This is a genomic window from Staphylococcus sp. McC-251-APC-3A2, from assembly GCF_009695665.1.
Taxonomy (GTDB): Bacteria; Bacillota; Bacilli; order Staphylococcales; family Staphylococcaceae; genus Staphylococcus; species Staphylococcus cohnii.
In genome coordinates, this window is record NZ_VUNO01000002.1 from 464086 (window position 1) to 488578 (window position 24493).

The window sequence follows — 24493 nt, forward strand, 5'->3', positions numbered from 1 at the left end:
ATTCAATTGTAAACGCTTTCTAAAATAGATAAAAAGAATAATTGCCGTTGCTAGTGGCAATTATTCTTTGATTAAATTTATAATGTATTGTTTTAGATGCTGCGTTTCCATAGTCATAAGATAATCGACATCATACTCATTTAAATCAGCGATCACATGTATTATTTTCTTCATTGCTGAAATTTCAGAATTAGCAATTGCTAAAAAGAATACTAATTTAACTTTATTTTGTTTCCATAGTAACCCATGAGGGCATTTAAATATAATGACCTGTGAACGCAACACCTTTTCAGGGTCACCATGTGGCATACTAATGCCATTCCCTATATATGTTGAAGCATATTTTTCACGTTCCAATGCACTCTTCATATAACTTTCCGTAATGGCATGTTGTTTCATTAAAAGCGATTGTGCTTTTTCAAAAATATGGGTTACAGTTACGTCATCTGTCATCTTTTGAACATCAAATTGAATTGCAGATATTTCATCCTGTTTTAACACAGGATTTCTTTTACTATTAATAAATGATTTAATTTGTTTTATGTCATTATCTGAAAGCAAAGGGGATACCTCTATCACGTGTAATGTATCTGGTAAACCCTTGGTATTAATGGGATGCGTAGTAATCAGCATATCAATATTTGAAAAGTTGTAACGAGACACCCGCTCTAATTTTAAAGTATCAACAATATTTATATGATCATCTAAATTCGCAATTTTAACTTCCAACAAATTAGATATTCCTAAACCATAATAACAAGTTATCACAATATTAATTTCATCTTTTTTATTACGGTCAATGGACGATTGAAAATGTAATGCTAAAAAGGCAATCTCATCTTCTACTAAGTTTAGATTTGAATCTTTCTCCAGGTATTTTACAGTTTCATACAATGCATTAAAAACAAAAGGATAATATTTTTTAATCTCATCAGTTAATGGATTATTGATATATACATTTTTAGCAATACGCAAATACGCTCTACTAAAGTGTGCTTGAATATTTTCGCGTAAAATATTGTCTTGGGTAAAATTGATACCAACTATTTTTTCCATGTGCTTAATCATGCGTGCTACATAGCTTTCGACAAAGAGTGTTTCTATTCCCAAATCATATTTATTAAAATAATAGCTAATAAAAAAAGAAAATAACTTAGCAGTATCTTTAGATAAACCATAAGCTAATTTATGATTGATATCCTCTATACATTGCATTGCTATTTCTTCTGCCTCTTTATTTACCACCCATGAATCTTCGCTTGTTTTTTTCCTTTTTATAATAATAATCAAATGAATAAGTAATTGTTGAATACGCATATCAGAAGTAAACAGATGATGTTGTTCTAATCTGTTTTTAATAATAAAACAGATAGATTTAATGTGCGCTTGAGGTATTTCATTAAGTATAAAAGCTTCTACTGTCTTTTCCTTATTAGATAATTGATTTAAATGTAATATCGCATTTCTGATATTCATTTCATTACCTATTATGGTAATACCTTTTTTCTTAATGACATCAACATCAATATCAAAAGACGCACACCAAGCTTTTATTCTATTTATATAATCATAAGCTTCCGTTTTTGTTATCACAAATTCTGATTCTATTTGATCAATTGTATTTGGTTTTTGATACATTAATAATTCGTAACCGAGTTTCATTAATTTTTCATTTTCTTTCGTTAAAAACGAATGTACCAATGTCTCTAATTCAGCCTCATCGTAATGGTCACCATTGAGTTTATACCCTTTACCTTTAACACTTGTAATCAAATGATTTATAATTTCGTTATTAATGTATTTAATATCATTTCTCACTGTTCTATTTGAAACATTTAAATAACTTGCTATTTCATCTGCGCTTAGATAATGATTACTGTTATTTAGCAATAACCTAATGAGTTTAGCATGTCTTACCAACATGATTGCACCGCGCTTTCTAATCGTTTGAATTTTTATTAAATTCAATATTAATATTTAAATACATTGTAGCCATACCCTCACATTAAAGCAAGAAGTCACACTAAGATACCTTTGATAAAATGATGTATAAATCATTTCGATTACATTTAATGATCATATTTCACAAAAATCAATATTTAATATGCTTTGTATATGAACACCTAAAATCTGTGTTTAAAGCTTGTTTGCACAATTACTAATTATTGGTTTTGAACGCTCATAAGTTTGAAAATTGGATAGCGTCTGAATGTTATTAAATATTAAAATAATACTAACCCAATAAAACAAAAATATGAATACCAAATAAAAAATGGCAATTTCTACATAAAATCTAGAAATTGCCATTTTTTAATTGCTACGAGATACTTATGTTTCTATCTCTATACTAAAGGAAATTATTTTTGTGCTATATTAATTGTTTGTCTGATATATTGATATGCTTCAATTAGCTGTTGTTCTTCCTGCTCATCCAATGCTATAGGATACCTTTGGACAATGCCATATTGGTCAACTAATGTCGGTAAACTATACGCCCCATCATCTAGCCCATATTCCTGACTGATTGATGTTAATGGCATAATTGTACGCTGGTTTAAAGCAATCGCTTGTATCAAAGCAATCGTCACCTTGGAAATAGCTGCATTGGTCCACCCTTTTTGATAAAAAACATCCATTGAAACTTCATTTATAATAGACGTTATATGTGCCTTATCAATCGCTGGCGCTTGACTTAAAGCTTCATACTCTGATAATTCCATACCGTGAATACGTACTTTGCTCCATACAGGCACTGCATACTGACCATGTTCACCAATAACAAAAGCTTCAACATTTTTAGGATCAATTTGGTAATGCTGAGCGACAATAGTTTTGAATCTTGAACTTTCTAATGCTGTACCCGTCCCAATTATTTTATGCGATGGATAATTGACTTGATTGGCAAAATATACCATCGAATCTACTGGATTAGAAATTAAAATAATAATTGCTTCTTGCGTAACTTCAGCAATTTGCTTCATCACATTTTTTATAATGTCATGGTTATCTTGTGCCAATAATGTTCGGTCGCCATCGTTTTTATCTGTTTGTATACTTGCGGCAATAACTATAAAATCTGCGTCAGCTAAATCTTGGTACGCGCCTGCTTTAATTCTCACATGACTGGTATTAAACAGTCCTTGTGAATGATTATGATCAAGCGCTTCACCACTAGCAATTTCTTCTTTGCTATCAATCAATACAATTTCTGAAAATAAATTCAAATACTGAACGTCTGTCAATACTTGACTGCCTACTCTACCAAGTCCAACAATTCCTAACTTAGACATGTCTAACCATACCTCCTCTGTTTGTTAAAACTTATATTCATAAATCAATATTTTTATTTTTCATAAGGTATAACATCTTCATTATATTCTTTTTTAATAAACTTTTTCATATCTTCAGATTGTAAAACTTTTAGTAATGTTTGATATTTTTTGTCATCTTTATGACCTTTTTGAACTGCAACAATATTGGCAAATGGTGATGATTTACCTTCTATTGCAATAGCGTCTTTGTGTGGCGTTAAACCATTATCAATCGCGTAATTAGAATTCATGATTACAGCTGCGCCTTCTTTACTTTTATAAGTTTTAGGTAAAAATTCTGCCCCTTGTTTATTGTTAAACTTGAGATTCTTTTTGTTTTCTACAATATCTTCAAATTTGGCATCTTCAATTTTGACACCTTTTTTAATTTTTATTAACCCTTTATCTACGAAAAATGATAAGAAACGTCCTTCTTCAGCTGGATTATTAGAAACATAAATTGTAGAACCATTCGGGATGTCTTTGATATCTTTATATTTTTTACTGTATACACCCATTGGTGTCGTAAATACTTTCCCTACTTCTTCAATATTATAATTATGGTCTTCTCTTTCAGCCTTTAAATAAGGCACATGTTGAAAGAAGTTTGCGTCCACGTCACCTTTATCTAAGAGTTTATTGGGTACTTTATAATCATTAACAACTTTAATTTCTAAATCATAACCTTTTTTCTTCATTTCCTCTTTCGCATGTTTCAGAACTTCACCATGAGGTGCTGGTGATGTAGCAATTGTGATCTTTTTATTCTCTTTATCTTTGGACGAACCACAAGCTGCAAGTATTAAAGCAAAACATACTAAAACAGTTAAACTAATGACCTTTTTCATAACATCTCTCCTTAACTTTATCTAAAAATAAAATTCACTCATTATGTAAAAAAATACTTTCTCTTAATAAAATAAAGAGAAAGTATGCACCTTCTCTTATCTTCGAAAGTAATCATTGTTACTTTCTGTGAATTAGCACCATTTCGTTAAACGATGGTTGCTGGGCTTCATCGGGCACGTCCCTCCGCCTCTCTAAATAAGAGTCAATCATATGTATTTGAGTTGTATTAATCCTAGCATTCCACTCATGTTTAGTCAATGAAATTTTAGAAAATTCTAATTTATTAATGATTAATCTAATATTAATAAAATTGTTCCATGTGAAACGAATACATTTACACTAAAAGTAGTGAACATTTAGTAACTCAGCTACTTAAACTAAGTAGACTTTTAAAATTACTAAACATAATAAAAAAACGTCAATTCCATTAGAAATTGACGTTTTTTGCATACATTTTTTATAATCTTTTCTAATCATCATCAAATATGATTTTCAAAAAATATTATATTTTTATACAGAAAAACTTAATCTTGGAACAAATGTTTCAAAATGAATACGTTCTTCTGGAATTTCAAGTGCTTGTAAATTTAACATCATTGAATTTAAGAATGAACTTCCACCACAAATATAAATTTCTGTTTCATCATCAAGATATGCCTCTAAATCTTTTTTTTCTATATAACCATCCTCATCACGTAAATGAGCATGAAATATACTTTTCTCTGATTTTGCGTTAATTGATTTAATTGTATCTTCAAAAGCAATATTATCGCTATCTGAAGTTACCTGAATAAATGTAGCAGATAAATTAGCTTCAACAGCTTCTCTATACATTGAAACAAGTGGTGTTACACCTACGCCAGAACCTAAGAATAATTGTTTTTTATCTTTATTTACTAAACCAAAACCACCTACTGGTGCAGATAACTCTAATGTATCTCCAATTTTAACTTCGTCATGTAAAATCGTTGAAACTTCACCTTCATGTTCTTCTGTAAAATCTTTTCTTACACCAAATGTTAAATAATCACGATTTCCATCTACAATGGAATAATGTCTTTTAGCCTGATAAGGTAATTTCTTATTTGAAATATTTACAGTAATATACTGACCTGGTGTGAATTGACTTAAATCAATATCCTCTGATTGAATCGTAAATGATTTAATGATTTCTGTTTCTTTTTGAATATCAGTGACTTCAAACGGTTTAAATCCTTCCCAAGCCATTTGGCTATAAACTTCTTTTTCTAAGCCAATAAATGCGTCTGCGATTGCTTGATAAGCTTTAATCCATGTTTGAATAATTTCACTATCATCAGTCAATCCAGTTACTTCTTGAATCGCCCAAATTAAATTTTCACCTACAATCGGATAATGCTCAGGTTGAACTTGTAACGCACAATGTTTGTAGACCACTGGCATGATAACCGGAACAATTGGAGATAAATCATCAATATTATCAGCTGCAGCTAAGACAGCCATAGCTAGTGCTGAAGATTGTAAACCTTTTTTCTGGTTCGTTTGGTTAAATACATTTTTCAATTCTGGATGCTCTTCAAATAACCTTTTATAAAAAATAGAAGTAATATTTTGTCCCTCGTCTTTTAGAAGTGGCACTGTTTCTTTAATTATTTTGATTTCTTCATTCGTTAACATAAAATCTCTCCTTAATAGTAATTTAAGATAGTTTAAGACAAAATAATTATATTAAATCACCTTATTCAAATAAATTACTAACATATTTATTATCATTTTAAGATATTAATGAAAGCTATCTTTAGCATACTATTTATATCATTTTTGTAAAATCAAGTGTTTGGAAAAGAATGTTATGACTATAAAATTAGAGCGTATTTGTGGTTCTAGTATTTGTATATTAACAGATAGCATTGGGCCTAATGGTATTTCTAAAGAAGAAACTAATTTAGATTGTTGGATATATGATATTGCCCTTCAAAAAAATAATGATAAAAAAGCTCTAAAAAAACACTTTAAAAATAAAAAATAGCACAAAATAACAGTACTATGACCTAGTTATTTTGTGCTAAAAATGAATAACTATGCAAGCAGTTGTTTTAAAAGGATGGCTTAAAACAGTCATTTTTCAAACACCTTGTAATAAAAAATCTATGCCACTTAAGTGTGACCAAGCTAAGTGATAGATATTTTTAATTTTAACTTGTTTTCTATTCTTTTTAATTGGCATATCTTCTTTTATATTTTTTCTAGGAGCCTTGTTTTTTATAGGTTTTATTGGGCCACCAGATGCTTTCGAGCTAAACATTACACATTTACCCTTTAAATCTCTTATCCATCCATTTTCAAACCAACCTAAATGACTCCCATTAAAACCATATACTTTATTACATTGAAAATAAACGACTGCTCTACCATTAAAAAGATAAATATGGATATTATCTTCGGTATAGGCTGTAGCATCACCATTTTTGTCGTAAAAGTTCATTTTAAACCTTCTTTAATGCTTATTTTTATAGTTAAAAATATATTTTACAATTAAAAAATTCATTACAGTTAAAGCTATAATAATACTGTGAGTATTTGAAAGTTAAATTTAAAAACATTTTTTATTTTAAGTGTAATCCACCACTTACGGGGAAGTAATGTCCTGTGTAAAAACCATCATCGTCATTCACAAAAAAGTTAACTGCACGAACAACATCTTCTGGTTTAGCTATTCTTTTAGCGGGTGTTATTTCGGCAATACTTTTAATAATCTTAGTTTGTGATTTAGTTCGGTCTGTTTCTATCATACCTGGACCAACAACATTCGAAGTGATACCATATTCACTCATTTCAAGTGCTACATATTTTGAAAAAGTACTTATTGCAGCTCTAGAACTACCATGATGAGCTACATTATTTGACGGTTTTTCACTAGATAATGATCCTATATAAATAATACGACCATAATGATTTTGTTTCATAGTGCCTAAAACAGCTTTTGTCATATTAAAGGCTGCGCCCATATCTTCATTTAAATTTTTAGACATGTCTTCCCAAGTCATGTCTTCAATTGACATTGGTCTAAATAATGGACCAGCATTGTTTACCAAAATATCAACAGTACCGAATGATTTTAATGCTTCATTAACTACTCTCTGCGAGCCATCAATGGTTGTGACGTCAGCTTGCACAATAATGGCGTTGGAACCTAAATCTTTAATTTTTTCTTGGACACCTTCAATACTTTTTTCATCATTTAAGTAATTCAATACAATATTGACACCTTTTTCTGCTAAATTTATAGCAATAGCAGCCCTAGACCTCTACCGGATCCTGTAACAATCGCAACTTGATTATTTATAGACATATTTTGTACTCCTTTGATTTAAATATTGTATTCATTTCCCATAGATATAGATATTCTATTCCATGTATTAATTTGTGCAATTGTAAATATTAAATCGGCATATTCCTCTTCGTTATAATTTTCACGAACGCGATTATAGAGCGCATCCGGAACTTTATGATTAGAAATTAACGTAACATGTTCAGCTAATTCTAGTGCCAATTTTTCAGCGTCGCTGTATATATTAGTATCTTCCCAAGCATTTAATAAATAAATTTTCTTTTCGTCTATACCTCGTTTTCTAGCATCTGTAGTGTGCATGTTTAAACAAAATGCACAACCATTCAATTGAGAAACTCTTATTTTTATTAATTCTTGCAATTTGTTGTCGATTGTATTTTTTTTCAATAATTTTTCCATTTCATACATTAATTCAATATTATCTGAGGCAATTTCTTCATAATTCATTCGTAAACTCATCTTATACACTCCTTATTTTTTAATGTAATTGATAGATACGTCTGTCATGATACTTAAATCTATTTCTGTTAATTTTTGCTCTATAAGCTCTACTATATTTTGTAAATTTGCTTCATCATTTTTATTAAAACGATGAATCGTTGGTGCATCTATATCTAACACGCCAATTATCATATTATCTACAAATATAGGTAATACAATTTCTGATTTACTGTTTGAATCACAAAATATATGATTTGGATATTCGTAAACGTCTTCTACATTTATTAAATTACGCTGTGTTACAGCATCTCCGCATACACCAGATTCCAATTTTAAATGTGAACAAGCTGGTTGTCCTTGAAAAGGACCTAATAATAATTCTTCATTTTTTATAAAATAAAAGCCTAGCCAATTTACATTTGGTAAATTTGAATAAAGTAAAGATGAGATATTAGAAAAAATGGTAATAGGTTCTACTTCATCTTCTATTAAAGCTACTAATTGCTTAGCTAAACTGCCATAGTTTGTGGAATTATTAGTCATTATGACTACTCCTAATTTTATTCTTTATTTTTTATAAGATAATCTTGTACTTCTTTTTTATTCTTATAATCATTAGTGAAAAACACAGCCTGTGGTTTATCTAATTGATCATAATATGTGATTGAAAATGTTGGTATTTAAGACAATTTCTATATGATTATCAGCAAAAAATTCTCTTTTTCTAATAAAGGTATAGAAGTATTTTCATTATCTTGCATCCACACTTTCGTCAAAGGGGGATTATCATATGGCAATCGTTCCTCACTTTGAACAATTTTAATGCCACCTTGATACCCTTTTTACTTAATTTCTTTACTGCAAATATACTTACTATAGACCCACCTACAATTACAACATTATCATCCATATTAAAGTACTTCTTTATAAATTATATTTGTTGATAACATCATGATTACCTGTCACAGAGATTGTTGCACCAGTTATATAACTTGATTTTTCTTCACAAAGAAAATTAATGACACGAGAAATATCTTCACCATATTCTTTTCTTTGAATCTCAAAATGAGATAATTCATTTCTTTTATACTCAGCTATATTTTTTTCCTTATCATCACCTAAAATATCACCTGGACAAACTGTATTAAATGTTATTCCAAAACGCGCTTCTTCTTTTGATAAAGTTTGTGTTAATGATATGACACCTGTTTTTGCAGCGGCATATGCGCCTCGATATATCCAACCTGGTATATTTTGGCTTTGATCAAAACCAAATGTTATAACTCTCCCCCATTTATTCTTCCTCATAATAGGAATAACTTCTTTAACTAAAATGAAAAAACTTTTTAAATTACCGTCAACCATAGCATTCCATTCTTCATAAGTAGTATCGACAATGGTTTTCTTCCCCTTAATAAATGGTCCTGCATTATGAATTAAAATATCTAAGCGCCCCATAGTAGACATAATTGTTTGAATCATATTTTTTACATCATTTATTTTTGATACGTCTGCTTGGATTGCTATAACATTCACACCAAATTTATGCTTGATTTCATCAACTAATTTTTGTGCTTCTTCCTTACTTTTTCGATAATTAATAACTATATCAATTTCATTAGCAGCTAAATCAAGCGCTGTTTTCTTACCCAAACCTTTTGCACTACCAGTAATTAAGGCTACTCTTCTACACATAATTACACACCTTATTCTAATTATTTATTGATTAAAGTTAAAAATTCATTTCTTGTATTATAATTTTTATGAAATAACCCATGTACAGCTGAAGTGATTGTAGAAGATTGTTCTTTCTTGATACCTCGGCTACACATACACATATGTTTAGCTTCAATCACTACCATGACACCTCTAGGTTCTAACACCTCATTGATTGCTTGTGCAATTTGAGTTGTTAATCTTTCTTGTACTTGAAATCTTCTCGCATATCCTTCGACTACTCTAGCAATTTTTGATAATCCAGTTACCTTTTCATTAGGTATATAACCAACATGAACAACACCATAAAATGGAGCAAAGTGATGTTCACACATTGAATAGAATTCTATATCCTTGACCAAAACCATGTCGTCTTGTTTAACATCAAACGTTTTTGCTAAATGCGTTTTAGGATCTTCATTATACCCTTCTGTATATTCTAAAAAAGCTTTAATAAAACGATAAGGGGTATCGATGAGACCATCTCTATCAGGATCATCTCCACATAATTCTATGATGTTTCTCACACTTTCCATTGCAAGATTCATCTGTCTTTTTTTCTCTTCAACATTATTGACAAAATTACTTGAGATAAGATCATTTACTTTTTCTTCCAAATCTATATCTTCCATATCTACACCACTTTTTAATTATTATTTATGATCACAAATTGCTTGCTTAAGCTTGCCTTTATTATTTATCTAAATAATAGCAAAAACAAACGTTCTGCTTAATAAAATATAGATTTTCAAATAATTGATTAACATTGAAATTAAATTATTCGGGTAATAATTTAATAACTGATTAATATATAACATCGTTTAAATTTATTTTTTGACGGTTATTGGAGGAATTAAGATGAAAAATGTAGGCATTATTGGGGGCCTCGGACCTGAATCAACAGTGGACTATTACCAATCTTTCATTCATAAGTACCAAGACAGAAAAAACAGTAAAAAAACACTTCCTGAGTTATTTATTAATAGCATTAATATGTATAATATTTTTGAATATATTAATAACAATCAATTTGAAGAATTAGCAAACTATGTAGGAAATGCAGCAAAAAAATTAGAAGATATTGGTGCAGATTTTATAATTATAGCTGCAAACACGCCACATATAGTATTTAATGAAATTGAAAAAATGGTAAATGTACCAATGATCAGTATCGTAGATGCAACATATGAATGCGCAGATGAAGAAAACTTACAATCATTAGGTCTTTTAGGAACTAAATTTACAATGGAACATGATTTTTTCAAAAAACAATTCACCAAAAATAATAAGCATGTTGTCGTACCTAATGAGAATGAACAACAACTAATACACCAAAAAATTGTTGATGAATTGGAAAATGGTATTGTAAATCAAGAAACTAAAGAAGACTTTCTAAAAATCATCAGTCGAATGACAAAAGAAGACAATATTGATGGTTTAATTTTAGGATGTACAGAATTACAAATGCTTTTTGATAAAAATGATTTTAATATTCCAATTTTAGAAACAATGGATATTCATGTAAATAAAATGGTTGAGGAGGTTTTTAAATGAGAGAATTAATTGGTAAATGTGAAAATTGCCATAAAGATGTTTTTTGTTTAAATGGTTTTTTAAATGGCGTGCATAAAAATAATCATTTGTATTGTTTTGAATGTATTGATACTGTCAAATAATTATTTAATTAAACACTTTTTCAAATACTTGTGATGTCAATAAAACATGATTAAATATGATTAATAACAAAGTATATTCATCGCATCAATTTGATAAATTAAAACGAAAAATGGCTAATTTCTCCAGAATTCTTAAAAGTATTATTCCTAATGATTCTTAGCGTTAATATTTCAGTCTTATTATCAATAATAAGTTGAAATCTCAATAATTAAGAAATAGCATTAAATCTTTACAATTAGCATAATATTAGACTTTAAAATTATTAAGCGACTTCTGAATAATAAGAAGTCGCTTTTAACATGTCACATGATAACTTTATGAATTTGTATAGAACCATAATTTCTATTGTGATAATAATGTTTACTTTACTGTTATGCATTTTTTAGTTAGTTGAGTTACTGATTTTATATTCATTGCTGTTAAGACAAAATCAACTTCCTGTTCAACTTAATTTATTACTCAAACATTACTTCTAGGTGATGCTCAAATAATTTTATAAATTCCAAAAATTAAATCTATATCATTTTTCTTGGCTTTAGTTTTTAAGTTATATCATAAATAAATTGTTCTGTTAGCTCCCATTTTTTATCTGCCACATGTTCAACAAATCTTGTATCATGTGAGGTAAATAAGATAATTCCTGGGTATTTATTCATAAACACTTCTAATGCTTCTAAAGTTTTAATGTCTAAAAAATTAGTTGGTTCATCTAAAATTAACATATTCGCTTTCGTTGAAAATAATACTGCTAACGATAATTTTGTTCTTTCCCCACCACTCAAAACAATACAAGAACGCTCAAGTGCTTCATTTAAACCCAAGTTATTTAAAATAGCTCTACTGAATGATTCTGATGAATCCGTTTCATCCATTAAATATTGCAACAATGAAACGTCACGCATGTCTTCATAAGCAAGTTGACGATAGTATGCCATTTGCACTTTAGGAGAACAATCGATCCCCTCTTTTTGGTGGTAAATAGCTTCAAGCAAAGTTGTCTTACCTACACCATTTGCACCTACGAGTGCTATATTTTTGCCATATGGTATTTGGAAACGTACTTGTGTTAGCAGTTTTTGACTTCCTTTAATCAATGTTAGATTTTGTGCAATGATTGGATAATTATTATAGATATCATAAATTTTTTTTTGTGGAAAATTGAATTCATGATAACTTTGTGGTTTTTCAACTTCTTCCAAATGTTCCATTCTTTTTTCAATATGCTTAGCTTGTTTTTGAGTAGCCTTCTCAACCGTGCCTTTTTGTTTTGATGCACTTAAACGATCTGGTGCTATACTTTTATTTTTTTGTTTTGATGATGCTTGTCCCATTTGTTGCGCTTGATTTCGTTTAGCTTTACTGGCTTGGGACAATCTTTGTTTTTCACTTATATACTGTTCATATTGACGTTGGTGTTCTAACTGTTCTTGTTCATATTGATTTTGATACTGTGTGTAATTACCTTTAAACACTCTTATTGTGCCATCTTCTTGTATATCCCAAATTGTGTCAGCAAATTGGTCTATAAGTGCTCTATCATGACTTACTATAATTAAAGTACCATAATAATATTTTAAAATATTATTCAGATAATCTTTACCAATTTTATCCAAGTGATTTGTAGGTTCATCTAAAAGTAATATCGGACTATAATTTGATATGACATTAGCCAATTTATATTTTGCTTTTTCACCACCACTCATACTGTCGGTTGTATGCATAGGGATATGGAGTTCACTCATTAAACTACCGTCTAATGTGTTAAAATCATTTTCCACATCCATGTTAAGCTGTTCAAAATATTGAATTTCGCCATCCGTTTCAACCGTTCCAGATTCTGGTTTTGTTTTTTGAGCAATCATATTTAGTAATGTGGTTTTGCCAGTACCATTACCTCCAATAAGTGCTATTTTTTCAAATTGATAAGCATAAAGATTTTCAATATTAAGGGATCGAAAATCTGTCAGCTTATGTTTAATTTGGTTAAATTTAATTGTGTATTTTTCCATTTTTATACACTCCTTGTATATTTAAAGGACGTGTACGCAAAAAAATGAGACAGGCTACTCCCGTCTCATTCACATCACACTTTCAAATATCTAAAGTTTATTACTGAAGTTTTAGTATTTAAAAGTGCTTATTATTCCTATCAAAGGATAAAAAATGACATACGTCACCCTATGAGTGTGTATTGCGGACAAGCCTTTTTGAATTAATTTAATTTTGTATTCAAAAAGGGTTATCTCAGTCTCATAGAAGCAGTCATTTTAATCCTCCTCGCTTAATAAAGTACTATCAAGATAACATTTCATTACTCTTTTTACAATATCTAACTAAGAATAAGGCTCATGAACAATCATCAATACGATTAAACATACTGTCCAGTCGATTACAGAAACTGGCATGCTATTAAGGTGATAAATATTATATATTATAAGGACATTGCTGTGATGCCGTTTTCTCTTTTCTTATTCATTATGATTTTTTTCTTTTCTAGGCGGCCACACAAAATATGAAATACTAATAATTAAGTCTATAATAATGACAATTGTCCAAATATGAATAACACCATCCATGGCTTCTGTACGACTTTTATCATTAATTAAATAAACAAGTAAATGTAAAATTCCTGTACCTATAATATAAGAAAGTAAATGTTTCAACCAACTTTTAAAATATTTTTTAGAATATGCTAAACCATCGAGTTTATAAGGTTTGGGACCTTGTTTCATTACATAATATCTAAATCTATCATCAGCCCAATTTATCATACTCTTCCCAAATACAAGAGATACTGAAATATAAACTGCAGCTATAGCATGCGGCATTTCAGCTGTTGCACCATTCATGAGATCTACTACTGTTGTTATAAGCAATATTAAATCTATAACAGGTGTAAGTGCTAGGAAGAAAAAACCTAGTTTTTGTTGTTTTAAGATATATCTTGTTACCAAACCAAGTAATATTACAACCCAAAAGGCAATTTCACAAAAAATTATAAGCCACACGATAAAATTCATGGGCTGTCCTCCTTCATTGCGTTAATCTAACTATTTCTTCATCTACAATTGTTTGAATATCATCGTTTGAAATTCCGTTTGGGTTAAGTAATTTATGCAACGCCAAACCGTCAATTAATGCGTGTAATTTCATAGAGTTAAGATGAATATTCAAATTATCCTTCAACAAATGTTCGTTTTTTAATAATGTCAGAACACTATTACATAATTGATCTATCCCATCATCAAATGTACTTTGGCCATATTCATGTATGTCATATCGAAATGCCATCCATACTTCCATATCAGCTAATCTCTCTTGATCTAATGGTAATACCGATAATAAACTTGCTTTTGCTTTGTCTATTGTATTAAGGTTTTCGGACGTAAATATTATTTCAATTCTCCTCCTCACTTTTAATTCCACTGTAGACATTACAGCATTTAATAACTCTGAATGATTTGGAAAATAATATCTAATCTGTCCAGGTGTCATTTCAGCTAATTTCGCAATTTGTCTTACAGTAGAACCCTTAACCCCATTTTCTACAATTGAGTCGAAAGCGTATTGAATAATTTGTACTTTCTTCTTTTCGTGATTTATTATTTTTGGCATGTTCTCAGTCTAACATATTTTAATACAAGTGTGTTAAATAAAATCAACACCATCAAAACAGATAAATAATAGTCTAAAAAAGCTTATAAAAAGACGGCAATTCTAATAGAAATTGCCGTCTTTTACAAGTTAAAAAAACTGATATCATATTGTTTTTTGATGATTACTTGTAACAATCATCAAAATGTGAAGATTTTCAATATTAGAGTGAGAACACGTTTAGATTTTATATAAGCCTTTGTTTAAGTTATAAGTGCTATTTATCAACGATCAAAGAAAGCACTTTTATAAGATCATGCTTCGAAACTTCTCCGGTTTGATCTTTAATGATTTGCGTTAATTCTTTTGTAGATATAGCTTTTTTAGAATTCAACCAATGTAATAAGATATTTAATACGCCTGCAATGTGATATACAGATATTAATTTATCTTTTTCATCAGTGATGTATTTTGTTTTTAAAATACGTTGTTGTAATTGATTTAAAAATTCGAACATAATGTAGTCTAAATTATAATTCGCCAGTTCAATAACGTATTTACAATTTATAAATATATAGCTATAAATGTAAGTTGCACTATGATTATCATTGAGCAACTTTACTATTTTTTTAAAATCATAATCTAATTGTTTTGCAATGACATCCTCCTTACTAACAAAATTTCTATAAAAACTGGATCGATTAACGCCTGCTTTTTCACAAATCTCAGTAATAGTTATAACTTCTAAATTTTTTTCTCTCAGTAAAATGAGTAAAGCTTGAAATATCCATTCTTTTGTACCATTTTTTTCTAAATTAGCGCGATTATGTTGCAACAAATCCCTCCTTAATGTTGCTTTATAGCTATTTACATCGTTCGTTAGTTGAATTTATAAGTTTTCGTTCCTTATACTCTCAATTATCAACACAAGTTATTTAAGTTTAATCATATGTTAAACAGCAAAGGAGTGAAAATTTAATAAATGAATTTTTAAAATAAGTGAAATTATGAGAATAAGTATATCAAGCAAAATTTTCATTTTACAACATAAAGTTCAATAACATTTAAAAAATAAGGATGATAAAAATTATGAAAATAAGTAACAGCATTACTAAATTCGTTGAAAAACTACAAATAGAAACAAATTTAAATCTTACTAGTGACGCTATATCAGATGATGATATTAAACTAATTATGAATTACTTAAAACAACAAGCACCTCACATTGCATATGTAGAAGATCGTATTGTTAATACAGAAGATGTAAAAATTCCGATAAGAATTTACGAACCCGAAAATATAAAATCAAAAAAAGCCATTTTGTTCATTCACGGTGGTGGTTGGTGTAGTGGCACATTAGATATGGCCGAAATATCATTAAGAAAAATTGCTAATAAAGTGGGATGTAAGGTTTTTTCTATTGATTATAGATTAGCACCAAACAGCAAATTCCCGAAAGGATTAGAGGATTGTTTAGCTGTAACGCAATGGTTACAAGAAAACGCTGAAAATTTAGATATTGATAAAAATAAATTGGTGATTATGGGTGAAAGCGCAGGTGCAAACTTAGCTACGGCACTGAATTTAAAATTAAAAAATGAGTATGGTATTCAATTCTGGAAGCAAATTTTATTTTATCCAGCAGTTGATGCACGTGTGTTAACGAACGATGAAAATAACAATTATGAAAGTATGCTTCAATTTCAAGACGGACCATTACTTACAAAGTCTACAATGCAACAATGTTACCAACTATATTTAAATAATACTTCTGAAATATTGAACCCATATGTATCACCGATTCAAGCAAAATATCTAAATGATATATCAGATACAATGATTTATACAGCTGAATACGATCCGCTACGTGATGAAGGAGAAGCATACGGACAATTGCTCATTGAGAATGGTAATACTGTGACTATGCGAAGAATGCTCGGATTAATACATGGTTTCTTTATTATGCCTATTGATGAAATGGATTTAGCAGTAGAAGATATTGCGTCACTCATTCATTAAAAAGTTTTTTATTTACAAATTCAAAATTCAGGAAGAAGGATACAATGTTACGACAAAATTTTAATAATACATGGTACTTTAGTAAAGTACAAAGCTTACTTAATGAAATGACAAATGATAATGAACGTACTATAAGTGAGGTGACATTACCTCATGATGCAATGATTTTAGAGGAAAGAGACCCAAATACTAAAAACCAAAATAACACAGGCTACTTTCCAGGAGGGAAATATGAATATAGTAAATCATTTTTCGTTCCAAGTTCATATCGAGATAAGGTTGTTTCATTAGAATTTGAAGGCGCTTATATGAATGCAAAAGTTTACGTAAATGGTGATTATGCTGGTAAACATCCATATGGGTATACCAATTTTTATATTGATATTAAACCATATTTAAATTTTAACACTGAAAATGAAGTTCAAGTTATTGTAGATACAAGTGCTGAACCTAATGGAAGATGGTATACAGGTAGCGGTATTTATAGAAATGTAAAAATAATAGTTGGCAACCCTTTGCATATCCAATTAGACGGAATGAAAATCAATACAATTGACATTGAAGATGATCAAGCAGTTATTGAAGTAAACACAGTAATCAAAAATGAAAGTTTGGTTACACAGTATGGAGACTTTCTTACGAAAATCAAGGACAAAAAAGGAGGTATTGTGACTTCAAATAAAGTAGCTTTTTCAATTTTTGCTGGTGATAGCATCTCAATTAGACAGCGCTTATATATACCTGAACCCAAACTTTGGTCAATAGATTCCCCAAATTTATACCATTGTAAAGGAGAAATACTTGTCGAAGACGAATTAATCGATGAAGCAACTTCACAATTTGGCATTCGAAAAATTCAATTAGACAGAAAGTCCGGTTTAAGATTGAATGGCAAAATGATTAATTTACGTGGTGCTTGTATTCACCATGATAATGGTGTACTAGGTGCAGCGACATTTGATAAAGCAGAACAACGCCGTATCAAAATTTTAAAAAATGCAAGATTTAATGCGATAAGAAGTACACACAATCCTATATCTAAAGCAATGTTAGATGCTTGTGATCGAATCGGCATGCTTGTCATAGACGAAGCATTTGAAGTATGGAACAATGCAAAAGTTGACTATGATTACGCATTATATTTCCATGAATGGTGGGAATCTGAAATCAAATCAATGGTTGATAAAGATTATAATCATCCTTCCGTAATTATATATAGCATCGGAAACGAAATCCAAGAGGTCGGTACGGATATAGGCGCCTATTGGAATCAAAAAATAGCTAATAAAACACGTTCCTTGGATGACAGTAGGTTTATTATAAATTCGGTTAACGGTTTGCTCACAGTTATGGATGACTTAGAAGAAATTATAAAAAGTACCAACAATGAGCAAGAAATTATGTTTAGTGATAAAGCAGACATTAATAATGTGATGGGAAGTCTTATGGGTATGATGAATCAAATTGTTGCTCATGAAAAAGTAGGTCAAGCAACTGAAGCAACTTTCGATAGTGTAGACATTGCTGGGTATAATTATATGAATGGTAGATACGAGTTGGATGGAGATCTCTATCCCAATCGTTTAATTGTTGGTTCCGAAACAATGCCTAAAGATATTGCCACAAATTGGAAATCGGTCAAAAAACATAATTATCTTTTAGGCGATTTTACTTGGACTGGTTGGGATTACATTGGAGAAGCTGGTATTGGTAAAATAGATTACACTTCAAATAGCAACTCTAATATGTATGGTTCATATCCATGGTACATTGCATATTGTGGGGATATAGATATCATTGGAAATCGTCGTCCACAATCTTTTTATAGAGAGATTGTATGGGGGTTAAGAAATAATCCATACATCGCTGTTCAAAAACCTAATTATTATGGCAAAAAAGCAAATACAACACCTTGGTCATGGAGCGATAGCATATCAAGTTGGTCCTGGCCAGGTTATGAAGCACAACCAATAAAAATTGAAATTTATTCTGATGCTGATGAAGTAGAAGTATTTATAAATAATCAATGTCTTGGCAAAAAACAAGTTGGCGAATCAAATAACTATACTGCTATATTTGACACTCACTTTCATCCAGGTGAAATTACAGCTATTGCATATACAAGTGGGAAAGAAACCGGCCGCACTACCTTACAATCGGCAGATGTTAACCTAATGTTAAATTTAGATATTGATTGTGAAACGTTACAACCAACTGCTCAAGACTTAGCATATATCATGATATCAATTACTGATGAAAATGGAATATGCCATCCTTTAAAAGATAGAAGAGTCACTATAGATGTTGAAGGAGAGGGCGTACTTCAAGGATTTGGTAGTGCTAATCCTACAAGTACTGAAAACTTTTTTGATTACGAAACCACTACATTTGAAGGCAAAGCGCTGGCAGTTATTCGTTCAAAAAATAAGGAAGGTGAAATCAAAATTTCCGTATCAGCCAAAGATTGTGCGAAAAAAACGATATCTATTCCAGTTAAGTAATAAAAACAATATTTTATTTTTATGATGTCATTTAAATACATGAAAACCATTAACTTTCCTTAATATTCGTTATTATTTTCTAAATATACTTTATTAACGCTAAAAATCTCTATAAATAAAAAAAGTTATAAGTAATTTCCAAGCTATAGTTCCAAATGAATATAAGCTAGAAATAATTATTTCTTTTTCAAAACATGTTTTCCTAGTTTTTATTATAGGCGTTTTCGTTTTATTAATCAGATTTATAGATAATAAATAACATTATTATTTTGATTTTAATGAAACCTTTTAGCTCCCCCCTAATTGACACCTTAATCCTTTGTTTTATTCAATGTTGTGTAATTAATTAAGAAATAGAAAAAGCCTTAACCATATCAGTGTTAAGGCTTTTTACAATAAAAATATACATTAATAGTATCTCATACCAATGTTTAGTTTATGCCATTTTCTAAAAATATCTAAATCTAGGTTATTGGATTCATTCCATCTTTCCATGTTTTATATATTAATTTCCCACCTTGCATTTTAAACTTTTCATTGCTTACACCGCGTTCAAAAGGTGCTGCAGGTTCTATATTAATATTAGGTGTTACGTTTAATAAGTTAGCATACCAGTCAGCCCAAACATTACCTTTTACAGGATCATCATCTGCTACATTATAAATACCCGAATCAAAGTTTAAGGCCTGTATCGCGGTTTCAATCGCATCATCTATATGAATAAATGATTGAATCCCTTCTGTGATTGAAACTTCATTATTCATAAATTGCTTATAAATCATGCCATCTTTGCCATACCAAGTACCTGGACCATATAATAATCCATAACGTAAAATGACGTAATTTTTTATTCGAGCGGTTTCTTTTTCTAGTCCATCAACACCGTCTACTGTGATTTTACGATCACCTTTAGACTCGTAATCTAAAGGTGTATCCTCAGTTGCTAACCCATGACCACTTTCATATGCGAAGGCAATGCTTTGTGATTGGATATGTTCAACACCATGCAGAATTGCTGCATCAACAAGATTTTTTGTACCTTCTATTCTAACTTTTGTGTTGGCTGACATATCAACTTGTTTTAAATCAGTAATTTCATTCATAATAATGTCTGGTTTGAAATCACCAATACTACTTTCTATCGTTTCATATTCTAAAACATTACCAATATATGCTTTAATACCTGCATGAACTAGTTTTTCTTCACCTTTTTTAGACGTTGTTAATCCAGCTACTTCATAGCCTTCTTCTAATAAACGTTTGGTTAATTTTGTACCGATAAGACCTGTAGCACCAGTTACAAATACTTTTGTCATCATAATCCACCTTTGTTAATCACATTTTATAGTTATTTTTATGTTACTTGACTGAATGATTTATATCTTTCAAAGATGACGATACACGTGACCTTGAAAAGATTATGAAACATCTAAAAGTCATGTTCATTATAAATATCAAATTGATGATATGTGCATTGTTCTATATTTCAAAAATTTGGTATATAACAATCATCACTTTCACTCAATGATTCATTTATTAAATATACCCACAGAGTGCGTAACAATAAACAATGGACTAAGATAAATTCCTCTTATTTTTGCAATTTTCCAGACAATCCATTACATGATCATCAAAAATTTAATGTTCTTACAATTTGATATAGATTGTTACCCCTCTTTTCAAATATGAATGGATGTTCTTAGGTATTATAAATTTATTGTATATTACATTATACGATTAACCTGCCCTTAATTTTTCCATTCATTTCCGATGCGTAACTTTGAACTTTTAGTGGTATATAAATAACAATATGAATCATTACATAGATTAAGGAGTGTTTAAGATGCGTATTTTAGTCTTAGGAGCAGGTGGAATTGGTGGCTACTTTGGTGGTCGTTTAGCAGAGAACCATAAAAATGTTACTTTTTTAGTAAGGCCGAAAAGAAAATCTTATTTGGAAAGGAATGGCTTAGTCATCCATAGCCACAATGGTGATTATAGTTTCACCCCACAATTGATTACTAGAGAAGATCATGCTGAACCATTTGATGTGATTTTACTATCTTCAAAATCATATCATCTTGAGCAAGCAATCGATGACTTAAAACCATTTGTTGGGGATCATACAGTGATTATTCCGCTGTTAAACGGCGTTGCACATATTCCAAAATTACAAGCTGTTTTTGGTAAAAATAAAATTATGGGTGGTTATTGCATCATTGAAACTTCATTAAATGCCACTGGTGAAGTCATACAAACAAGTGATTTCGATAAACTTTTCTTTGGAGAATTAGATGGCACAAATAGTGAAAGAGCTAAATTAATAGAGGATACTTTCGCTAATACAAAATCTGAATTTATTTTAACTTCAGATATTGAGCGTGGTATGTGGCAAAAATATCTAATGATTACAGTATTATCAAGTGTAACTACAATGATGCATGCACCAATCGGACCAATACGTGACAGTGAAGGTGGCACTGATTTTATCAAATCACTATATGAAGAAGTCTCGTCCATTATGAGAAGTCACCAAGTCCCGATTGATAAAATAATTGTTGATAAATATATGAAAGGACTCTCTAAGCTATCTTACCATTTCAAAACATCTATGCAGCGTGATATGGAAAAAGGATTAAATATTGAAGCCGATCACTTACAAGGTTATTTGCTGAATTTAGCCGAAGAACATCAATTAGATGCACCACTGCTTTATGCTTCATATCAAAATCATAAAGTTTATAAAGAAATGCTTCAATAAAATCTTAAATGTAAGCTAAAAATTATATGGAGGCATACAAATGACATTAAATACGTACGCACACCCTTTTGATATCGCAACAAACTTAAAGTCACAAGAAACTGGCGTTTATCATGGACATACTTCTTCTGATTATGCCAATATGGTTGGCCCTTTTGGTGGTGTGATTGCATCAATATTATTACGAGCAATTATAGAACATTCCGATTGTCTTGGTAACCCAGTTTCATTTACTGTTAATTACGCAGCACCTGTCAAAGATGGATCATTTACCATAAATGCAAATCCAGTAAGAAGCAATCGCTCTACACAACATTGGTATGTCGAACTGCGCCAACATCATAATATAGTCATTACAGCGACTGCAGTTACCGCAAAGAAAAGAGATACATGGTCTTCAACCGAATTAAACATGCCAGAAGTACCAAACGCAGAGAATGTGGACAGTTTATCATTAACAGAAGTTCCACCCTGGGTAAATCAATATGATATTAAAATAATAAAAGGTGCACCTAGAGCTTACACTAAATCAAATCATGCAGATTCAGTTACATTACAATGGATGAAAGACAAACCAAATAGACCGTTAGATTATTTATCTCTTGCCTCAATGTGTGATGCTTTTTTCCCAAGAATATATGTCCGTCGTGAAAAAGTTGTCCCAATAGGTACCGTTTCTCTTACTGTGTACTTTCATTCAGACACGGCAACATTAGCACAGCACAGCAAGAATCACGTATTAGGACATACGCGCGCACTTAATTTTAATGATGGTTTCTATGACCAAACTGGCGAAATTTGGAGTTCTGATGGAGAATTATTAGCTACGACAACTCAACTTGTTTATTATAAAGAATAAGACAATACAAAAAACCTAGGTCTATGATTTTGCATAGCCTAGGTTTTTTTATGATTACTGTTCTTTCATCGCTTTTTGATTCGCACGTTTTTGTAGTAAAATTGACACCACACCGACAACAACAATTAAACCAACAATGCCAATGATGCCCATATATTTCGCTACATTACCAAGCACGACACCCACTACTAAGAAATCTGTGTCTGAGAACGTAGTAGCAGCACCGCCTAATTCACCTAAGAATGGCAAGAATAATAATGGTAAGAACGTGATTAATAATCCATTTAATGCAGATCCAGCAATCGCACCTCTAATACCTCCGCGTGCGTTACCAAAGACGCCTGCTGTAGCACCTAAGAAGAAGTGTGCCACCACACCTGGAAGTATCACGACACCACCAAATAAGAATAAGATGAACATCCCAATCACACCTACAATAAAGCTGACAAAGAAGCCAATTAACACAGCGTTTTGTGCATAAGGGAAGACTATCGGACAGTCTAACGCAGGTTTCGTATTTGGAACTAACTTTTCAGATATACCTTTAAATGCAGGTACGATTTCTGCAAGAATTAAGCGAACACCCGTTAAGATAATGAACACACCAGCTGCAAACGTAACACCTTGAATAAGTGAAAACACAATGAAGTTTTGTCCATCGCTGATTTCTGAGTGCACGAAAGTAGGTGTAGCAAACAATGATGCTACAAAGTAAAGCAATGTCATTGTTAAAGAAATACTAATCGTACTTTCTCTTAAAAAGCTTAACCCCTTAGGAAAATTGATATCTTCAGTCGATTTTGATTTACTTTTAAATAATTTACCTATTTCTCCAGCAGCCCAATAACTCAATGTACCAAAATGACCCAAAGCAACTTGGTCATTTCCAGTTATTTTTTTCATTGTAGGCTGTGCTAGTGCAGGTAGTATTGCCATAATTAAACCTAAAATAACCGCTCCAATAATCACCGTTAATGTACCTGTCACATGACCAACTGACAATAATATTGCTAAAAATGCGGCCATATAAAATGTATGATGACCAGTTAAGAAAATATATTTCAAGTTAGTAATGCGCGCAATAATGATATTCACAATCATCCCAAACACCATGATTAATGCTGCAGTCGTACCATATTGTTCCAAAGCGATTGATATAATCGCTTCATTATTAGGCACAACACCCTGCACACCAAATGCATGTTGGAAAATCTTGCCAAATGGTTCTAATGATTGTGTTACTACATTAGCACCCGCACTTAAAACTAAAAATCCTAGAATCGTCTTTATCGTACCTGATGTGATATCAGTTGCCGACTTTTTCTGGACAATTAATCCAATAAATGCAATTAAAGCAACTAATATCGCAGGTTGACTTAAAATATCGACGATAAAATCAAGAATTGGCTTCATAATCTTACCTCCTTATTAATG

General features: G+C 30.6%; 23 protein-coding genes and 1 riboswitch. Of the genes, 7 read left to right on the top strand and 16 right to left on the bottom strand.

All coding sequences use genetic code 11. The annotated features are described in order from the left end of the window. Window positions 1-60: 60 nt before the first annotated feature. From FYJ81_RS07095 to FYJ81_RS07110, 4 genes are all read right to left on the bottom strand, one after another. Window positions 61-1923 carry a BglG family transcription antiterminator gene (locus FYJ81_RS07095; protein ID WP_154409503.1) on the bottom strand — a complete coding sequence of 621 codons (1863 nt, stop codon included), beginning with the start codon at window positions 1921-1923 and terminating at the stop codon, window positions 61-63. A 434-nt stretch (window positions 1924-2357) separates the two neighbouring features. Next, window positions 2358-3290, bottom strand: a complete 933-nt coding sequence (locus FYJ81_RS07100) for a lactate/malate family dehydrogenase (protein ID WP_119517761.1) — start codon at window positions 3288-3290, stop codon at window positions 2358-2360. A gap of 53 nt (window positions 3291-3343) precedes the next feature. Further along, on the bottom strand, window positions 3344-4159 hold the full coding sequence (locus FYJ81_RS07105; protein ID WP_119517762.1) for a MetQ/NlpA family ABC transporter substrate-binding protein: 816 nt from the start codon (window positions 4157-4159) through the stop codon (window positions 3344-3346). Window positions 4160-4252: 93 nt separating this feature from the next. Continuing rightward, window positions 4253-4362: riboswitch (SAM riboswitch) on the bottom strand. Window positions 4363-4670: 308 nt separating this feature from the next. Further along, window positions 4671-5816, bottom strand: a complete 1146-nt coding sequence (locus FYJ81_RS07110) for a globin domain-containing protein (RefSeq protein ID WP_107504500.1) — start codon at window positions 5814-5816, stop codon at window positions 4671-4673. A gap of 175 nt (window positions 5817-5991) precedes the next feature. Here FYJ81_RS07110 and FYJ81_RS07115 point away from each other — a divergent pair, with 175 nt between their 5' ends. Continuing rightward, entirely contained in the window at window positions 5992-6168 is a 177-nt protein-coding gene (locus FYJ81_RS07115) for a hypothetical protein (RefSeq protein ID WP_154409504.1), read from the top strand. 96 nt (window positions 6169-6264) lie between these two features. On the opposite strand, the gene FYJ81_RS07120 is transcribed toward FYJ81_RS07115, so the two are convergent. From FYJ81_RS07120 to folE, 6 genes are all read right to left on the bottom strand, one after another. Beyond that, complete coding sequence (locus tag FYJ81_RS07120; RefSeq protein ID WP_107383545.1) at window positions 6265-6624, bottom strand: 4-fold beta flower protein; 360 nt, start codon at window positions 6622-6624, stop codon at window positions 6265-6267. A 121-nt stretch (window positions 6625-6745) separates the two neighbouring features. Next, window positions 6746-7432, bottom strand: a complete 687-nt coding sequence (locus FYJ81_RS07125) for an SDR family NAD(P)-dependent oxidoreductase (RefSeq protein WP_119517793.1) — start codon at window positions 7430-7432, stop codon at window positions 6746-6748. Window positions 7433-7509: 77 nt separating this feature from the next. Next, entirely contained in the window at window positions 7510-7950 is a 441-nt protein-coding gene (locus FYJ81_RS07130; protein ID WP_107504502.1) for a carboxymuconolactone decarboxylase family protein, read from the bottom strand. Between the two features lie 12 nt (window positions 7951-7962). After that, complete coding sequence (locus FYJ81_RS07135; protein WP_107504503.1) at window positions 7963-8475, bottom strand: GAF domain-containing protein; 513 nt, start codon at window positions 8473-8475, stop codon at window positions 7963-7965. A 381-nt stretch (window positions 8476-8856) separates the two neighbouring features. Beyond that, window positions 8857-9627, bottom strand: coding sequence for an SDR family oxidoreductase (locus FYJ81_RS07140; protein ID WP_119517792.1), 771 nt, complete (start codon window positions 9625-9627; stop codon window positions 8857-8859). A gap of 20 nt (window positions 9628-9647) precedes the next feature. Continuing rightward, on the bottom strand, window positions 9648-10280 hold the full coding sequence (folE, locus tag FYJ81_RS07145) for a GTP cyclohydrolase I FolE (protein WP_107383540.1): 633 nt from the start codon (window positions 10278-10280) through the stop codon (window positions 9648-9650). A gap of 226 nt (window positions 10281-10506) precedes the next feature. Between folE and FYJ81_RS07150 the strand changes: the two genes are divergently transcribed. Continuing rightward, window positions 10507-11202, top strand: a complete 696-nt coding sequence (locus tag FYJ81_RS07150) for an aspartate/glutamate racemase family protein (RefSeq protein ID WP_119517791.1) — start codon at window positions 10507-10509, stop codon at window positions 11200-11202. Further along, complete coding sequence (locus tag FYJ81_RS13235) at window positions 11199-11324, top strand: hypothetical protein (protein WP_268233628.1); 126 nt, start codon at window positions 11199-11201, stop codon at window positions 11322-11324. Before FYJ81_RS07150 ends, FYJ81_RS13235 begins: the two co-directional genes overlap by 4 nt. Before the next feature lie 543 nt (window positions 11325-11867). Here FYJ81_RS13235 and msr(A) read toward each other — a convergent pair. The 4 genes from msr(A) to FYJ81_RS07170 form a co-directional block, all read right to left on the bottom strand. After that, a complete protein-coding gene (gene msr(A) / locus FYJ81_RS07155; RefSeq protein ID WP_119517790.1) occupies window positions 11868-13334 on the bottom strand; it encodes an ABC-F type ribosomal protection protein Msr(A) in 1467 nt (488 codons plus the stop codon). A gap of 459 nt (window positions 13335-13793) precedes the next feature. Continuing rightward, window positions 13794-14345, bottom strand: coding sequence for a hypothetical protein (locus FYJ81_RS07160; RefSeq protein ID WP_107383537.1), 552 nt, complete (start codon window positions 14343-14345; stop codon window positions 13794-13796). Between the two features lie 13 nt (window positions 14346-14358). Continuing rightward, window positions 14359-14940: a TetR/AcrR family transcriptional regulator gene (locus FYJ81_RS07165; RefSeq protein ID WP_154409506.1), complete on the bottom strand. Its 582-nt coding sequence runs from the start codon at window positions 14938-14940 to the stop codon at window positions 14359-14361. Window positions 14941-15196: 256 nt separating this feature from the next. Beyond that, a complete protein-coding gene (locus tag FYJ81_RS07170; protein WP_182474475.1) occupies window positions 15197-15754 on the bottom strand; it encodes a TetR/AcrR family transcriptional regulator in 558 nt (185 codons plus the stop codon). 254 nt (window positions 15755-16008) lie between these two features. Here FYJ81_RS07170 and FYJ81_RS07175 point away from each other — a divergent pair, with 254 nt between their 5' ends. Next, complete coding sequence (locus tag FYJ81_RS07175; RefSeq protein WP_181187325.1) at window positions 16009-16938, top strand: alpha/beta hydrolase; 930 nt, start codon at window positions 16009-16011, stop codon at window positions 16936-16938. Between the two features lie 44 nt (window positions 16939-16982). After that, window positions 16983-19439: a glycoside hydrolase family 2 TIM barrel-domain containing protein gene (locus FYJ81_RS07180; RefSeq protein ID WP_119517787.1), complete on the top strand. Its 2457-nt coding sequence runs from the start codon at window positions 16983-16985 to the stop codon at window positions 19437-19439. A 464-nt stretch (window positions 19440-19903) separates the two neighbouring features. Here FYJ81_RS07180 and FYJ81_RS07185 read toward each other — a convergent pair whose 3' ends face one another. Beyond that, entirely contained in the window at window positions 19904-20755 is an 852-nt protein-coding gene (locus FYJ81_RS07185) for an NAD-dependent epimerase/dehydratase family protein (protein ID WP_119517778.1), read from the bottom strand. A 527-nt stretch (window positions 20756-21282) separates the two neighbouring features. Here FYJ81_RS07185 and panE point away from each other — a divergent pair. Together panE and FYJ81_RS07195 are read left to right on the top strand one after the other, a co-directional pair. Then, window positions 21283-22200 carry a 2-dehydropantoate 2-reductase gene (gene panE / locus FYJ81_RS07190; RefSeq protein ID WP_119517777.1) on the top strand — a complete coding sequence of 306 codons (918 nt, stop codon included), beginning with the start codon at window positions 21283-21285 and terminating at the stop codon, window positions 22198-22200. A 40-nt stretch (window positions 22201-22240) separates the two neighbouring features. Next, entirely contained in the window at window positions 22241-23059 is an 819-nt protein-coding gene (locus FYJ81_RS07195; protein WP_119517776.1) for an acyl-CoA thioesterase, read from the top strand. Between the two features lie 54 nt (window positions 23060-23113). Here FYJ81_RS07195 and FYJ81_RS07200 read toward each other — a convergent pair whose 3' ends face one another. Further along, window positions 23114-24472 (bottom strand): PTS ascorbate transporter subunit IIC, encoded by a 1359-nt coding sequence (locus FYJ81_RS07200; RefSeq protein WP_119517775.1) that lies wholly within the window; start codon window positions 24470-24472, stop codon window positions 23114-23116. Window positions 24473-24493: the final 21 nt, after the last annotated feature.

What these genes read in the sequence shown, in the direction of transcription:
- FYJ81_RS07095 (WP_154409503.1), bottom strand. Translation starts at nt 1,923, where the DNA reads ATGTTGGTAAGACATGCTAAACTCATTAGGTTATTGCTAAATAACAGT.
- FYJ81_RS07100 (WP_119517761.1), bottom strand. Translation starts at nt 3,290, where the DNA reads ATGTCTAAGTTAGGAATTGTTGGACTTGGTAGAGTAGGCAGTCAAGTA.
- FYJ81_RS07105 (WP_119517762.1), bottom strand. Translation starts at nt 4,159, where the DNA reads ATGAAAAAGGTCATTAGTTTAACTGTTTTAGTATGTTTTGCTTTAATA.
- FYJ81_RS07110 (WP_107504500.1), bottom strand. Translation starts at nt 5,816, where the DNA reads ATGTTAACGAATGAAGAAATCAAAATAATTAAAGAAACAGTGCCACTT.
- FYJ81_RS07115 (WP_154409504.1), top strand. Translation starts at nt 5,992, where the DNA reads ATGACTATAAAATTAGAGCGTATTTGTGGTTCTAGTATTTGTATATTA.
- FYJ81_RS07120 (WP_107383545.1), bottom strand. Translation starts at nt 6,624, where the DNA reads ATGAACTTTTACGACAAAAATGGTGATGCTACAGCCTATACCGAAGAT.
- FYJ81_RS07130 (WP_107504502.1), bottom strand. Translation starts at nt 7,950, where the DNA reads ATGAGTTTACGAATGAATTATGAAGAAATTGCCTCAGATAATATTGAA.
- FYJ81_RS07135 (WP_107504503.1), bottom strand. Translation starts at nt 8,475, where the DNA reads ATGACTAATAATTCCACAAACTATGGCAGTTTAGCTAAGCAATTAGTA.
- FYJ81_RS07140 (WP_119517792.1), bottom strand. Translation starts at nt 9,627, where the DNA reads ATGTGTAGAAGAGTAGCCTTAATTACTGGTAGTGCAAAAGGTTTGGGT.
- folE (WP_107383540.1), bottom strand. Translation starts at nt 10,280, where the DNA reads ATGGAAGATATAGATTTGGAAGAAAAAGTAAATGATCTTATCTCAAGT.
- FYJ81_RS07150 (WP_119517791.1), top strand. Translation starts at nt 10,507, where the DNA reads ATGAAAAATGTAGGCATTATTGGGGGCCTCGGACCTGAATCAACAGTG.
- FYJ81_RS13235 (WP_268233628.1), top strand. Translation starts at nt 11,199, where the DNA reads ATGAGAGAATTAATTGGTAAATGTGAAAATTGCCATAAAGATGTTTTT.
- FYJ81_RS07160 (WP_107383537.1), bottom strand. Translation starts at nt 14,345, where the DNA reads ATGAATTTTATCGTGTGGCTTATAATTTTTTGTGAAATTGCCTTTTGG.
- FYJ81_RS07165 (WP_154409506.1), bottom strand. Translation starts at nt 14,940, where the DNA reads ATGCCAAAAATAATAAATCACGAAAAGAAGAAAGTACAAATTATTCAA.
- FYJ81_RS07175 (WP_181187325.1), top strand. Translation starts at nt 16,009, where the DNA reads ATGAAAATAAGTAACAGCATTACTAAATTCGTTGAAAAACTACAAATA.
- FYJ81_RS07180 (WP_119517787.1), top strand. Translation starts at nt 16,983, where the DNA reads ATGTTACGACAAAATTTTAATAATACATGGTACTTTAGTAAAGTACAA.
- FYJ81_RS07185 (WP_119517778.1), bottom strand. Translation starts at nt 20,755, where the DNA reads ATGACAAAAGTATTTGTAACTGGTGCTACAGGTCTTATCGGTACAAAA.
- panE (WP_119517777.1), top strand. Translation starts at nt 21,283, where the DNA reads ATGCGTATTTTAGTCTTAGGAGCAGGTGGAATTGGTGGCTACTTTGGT.
- FYJ81_RS07195 (WP_119517776.1), top strand. Translation starts at nt 22,241, where the DNA reads ATGACATTAAATACGTACGCACACCCTTTTGATATCGCAACAAACTTA.
- FYJ81_RS07200 (WP_119517775.1), bottom strand. Translation starts at nt 24,472, where the DNA reads ATGAAGCCAATTCTTGATTTTATCGTCGATATTTTAAGTCAACCTGCG.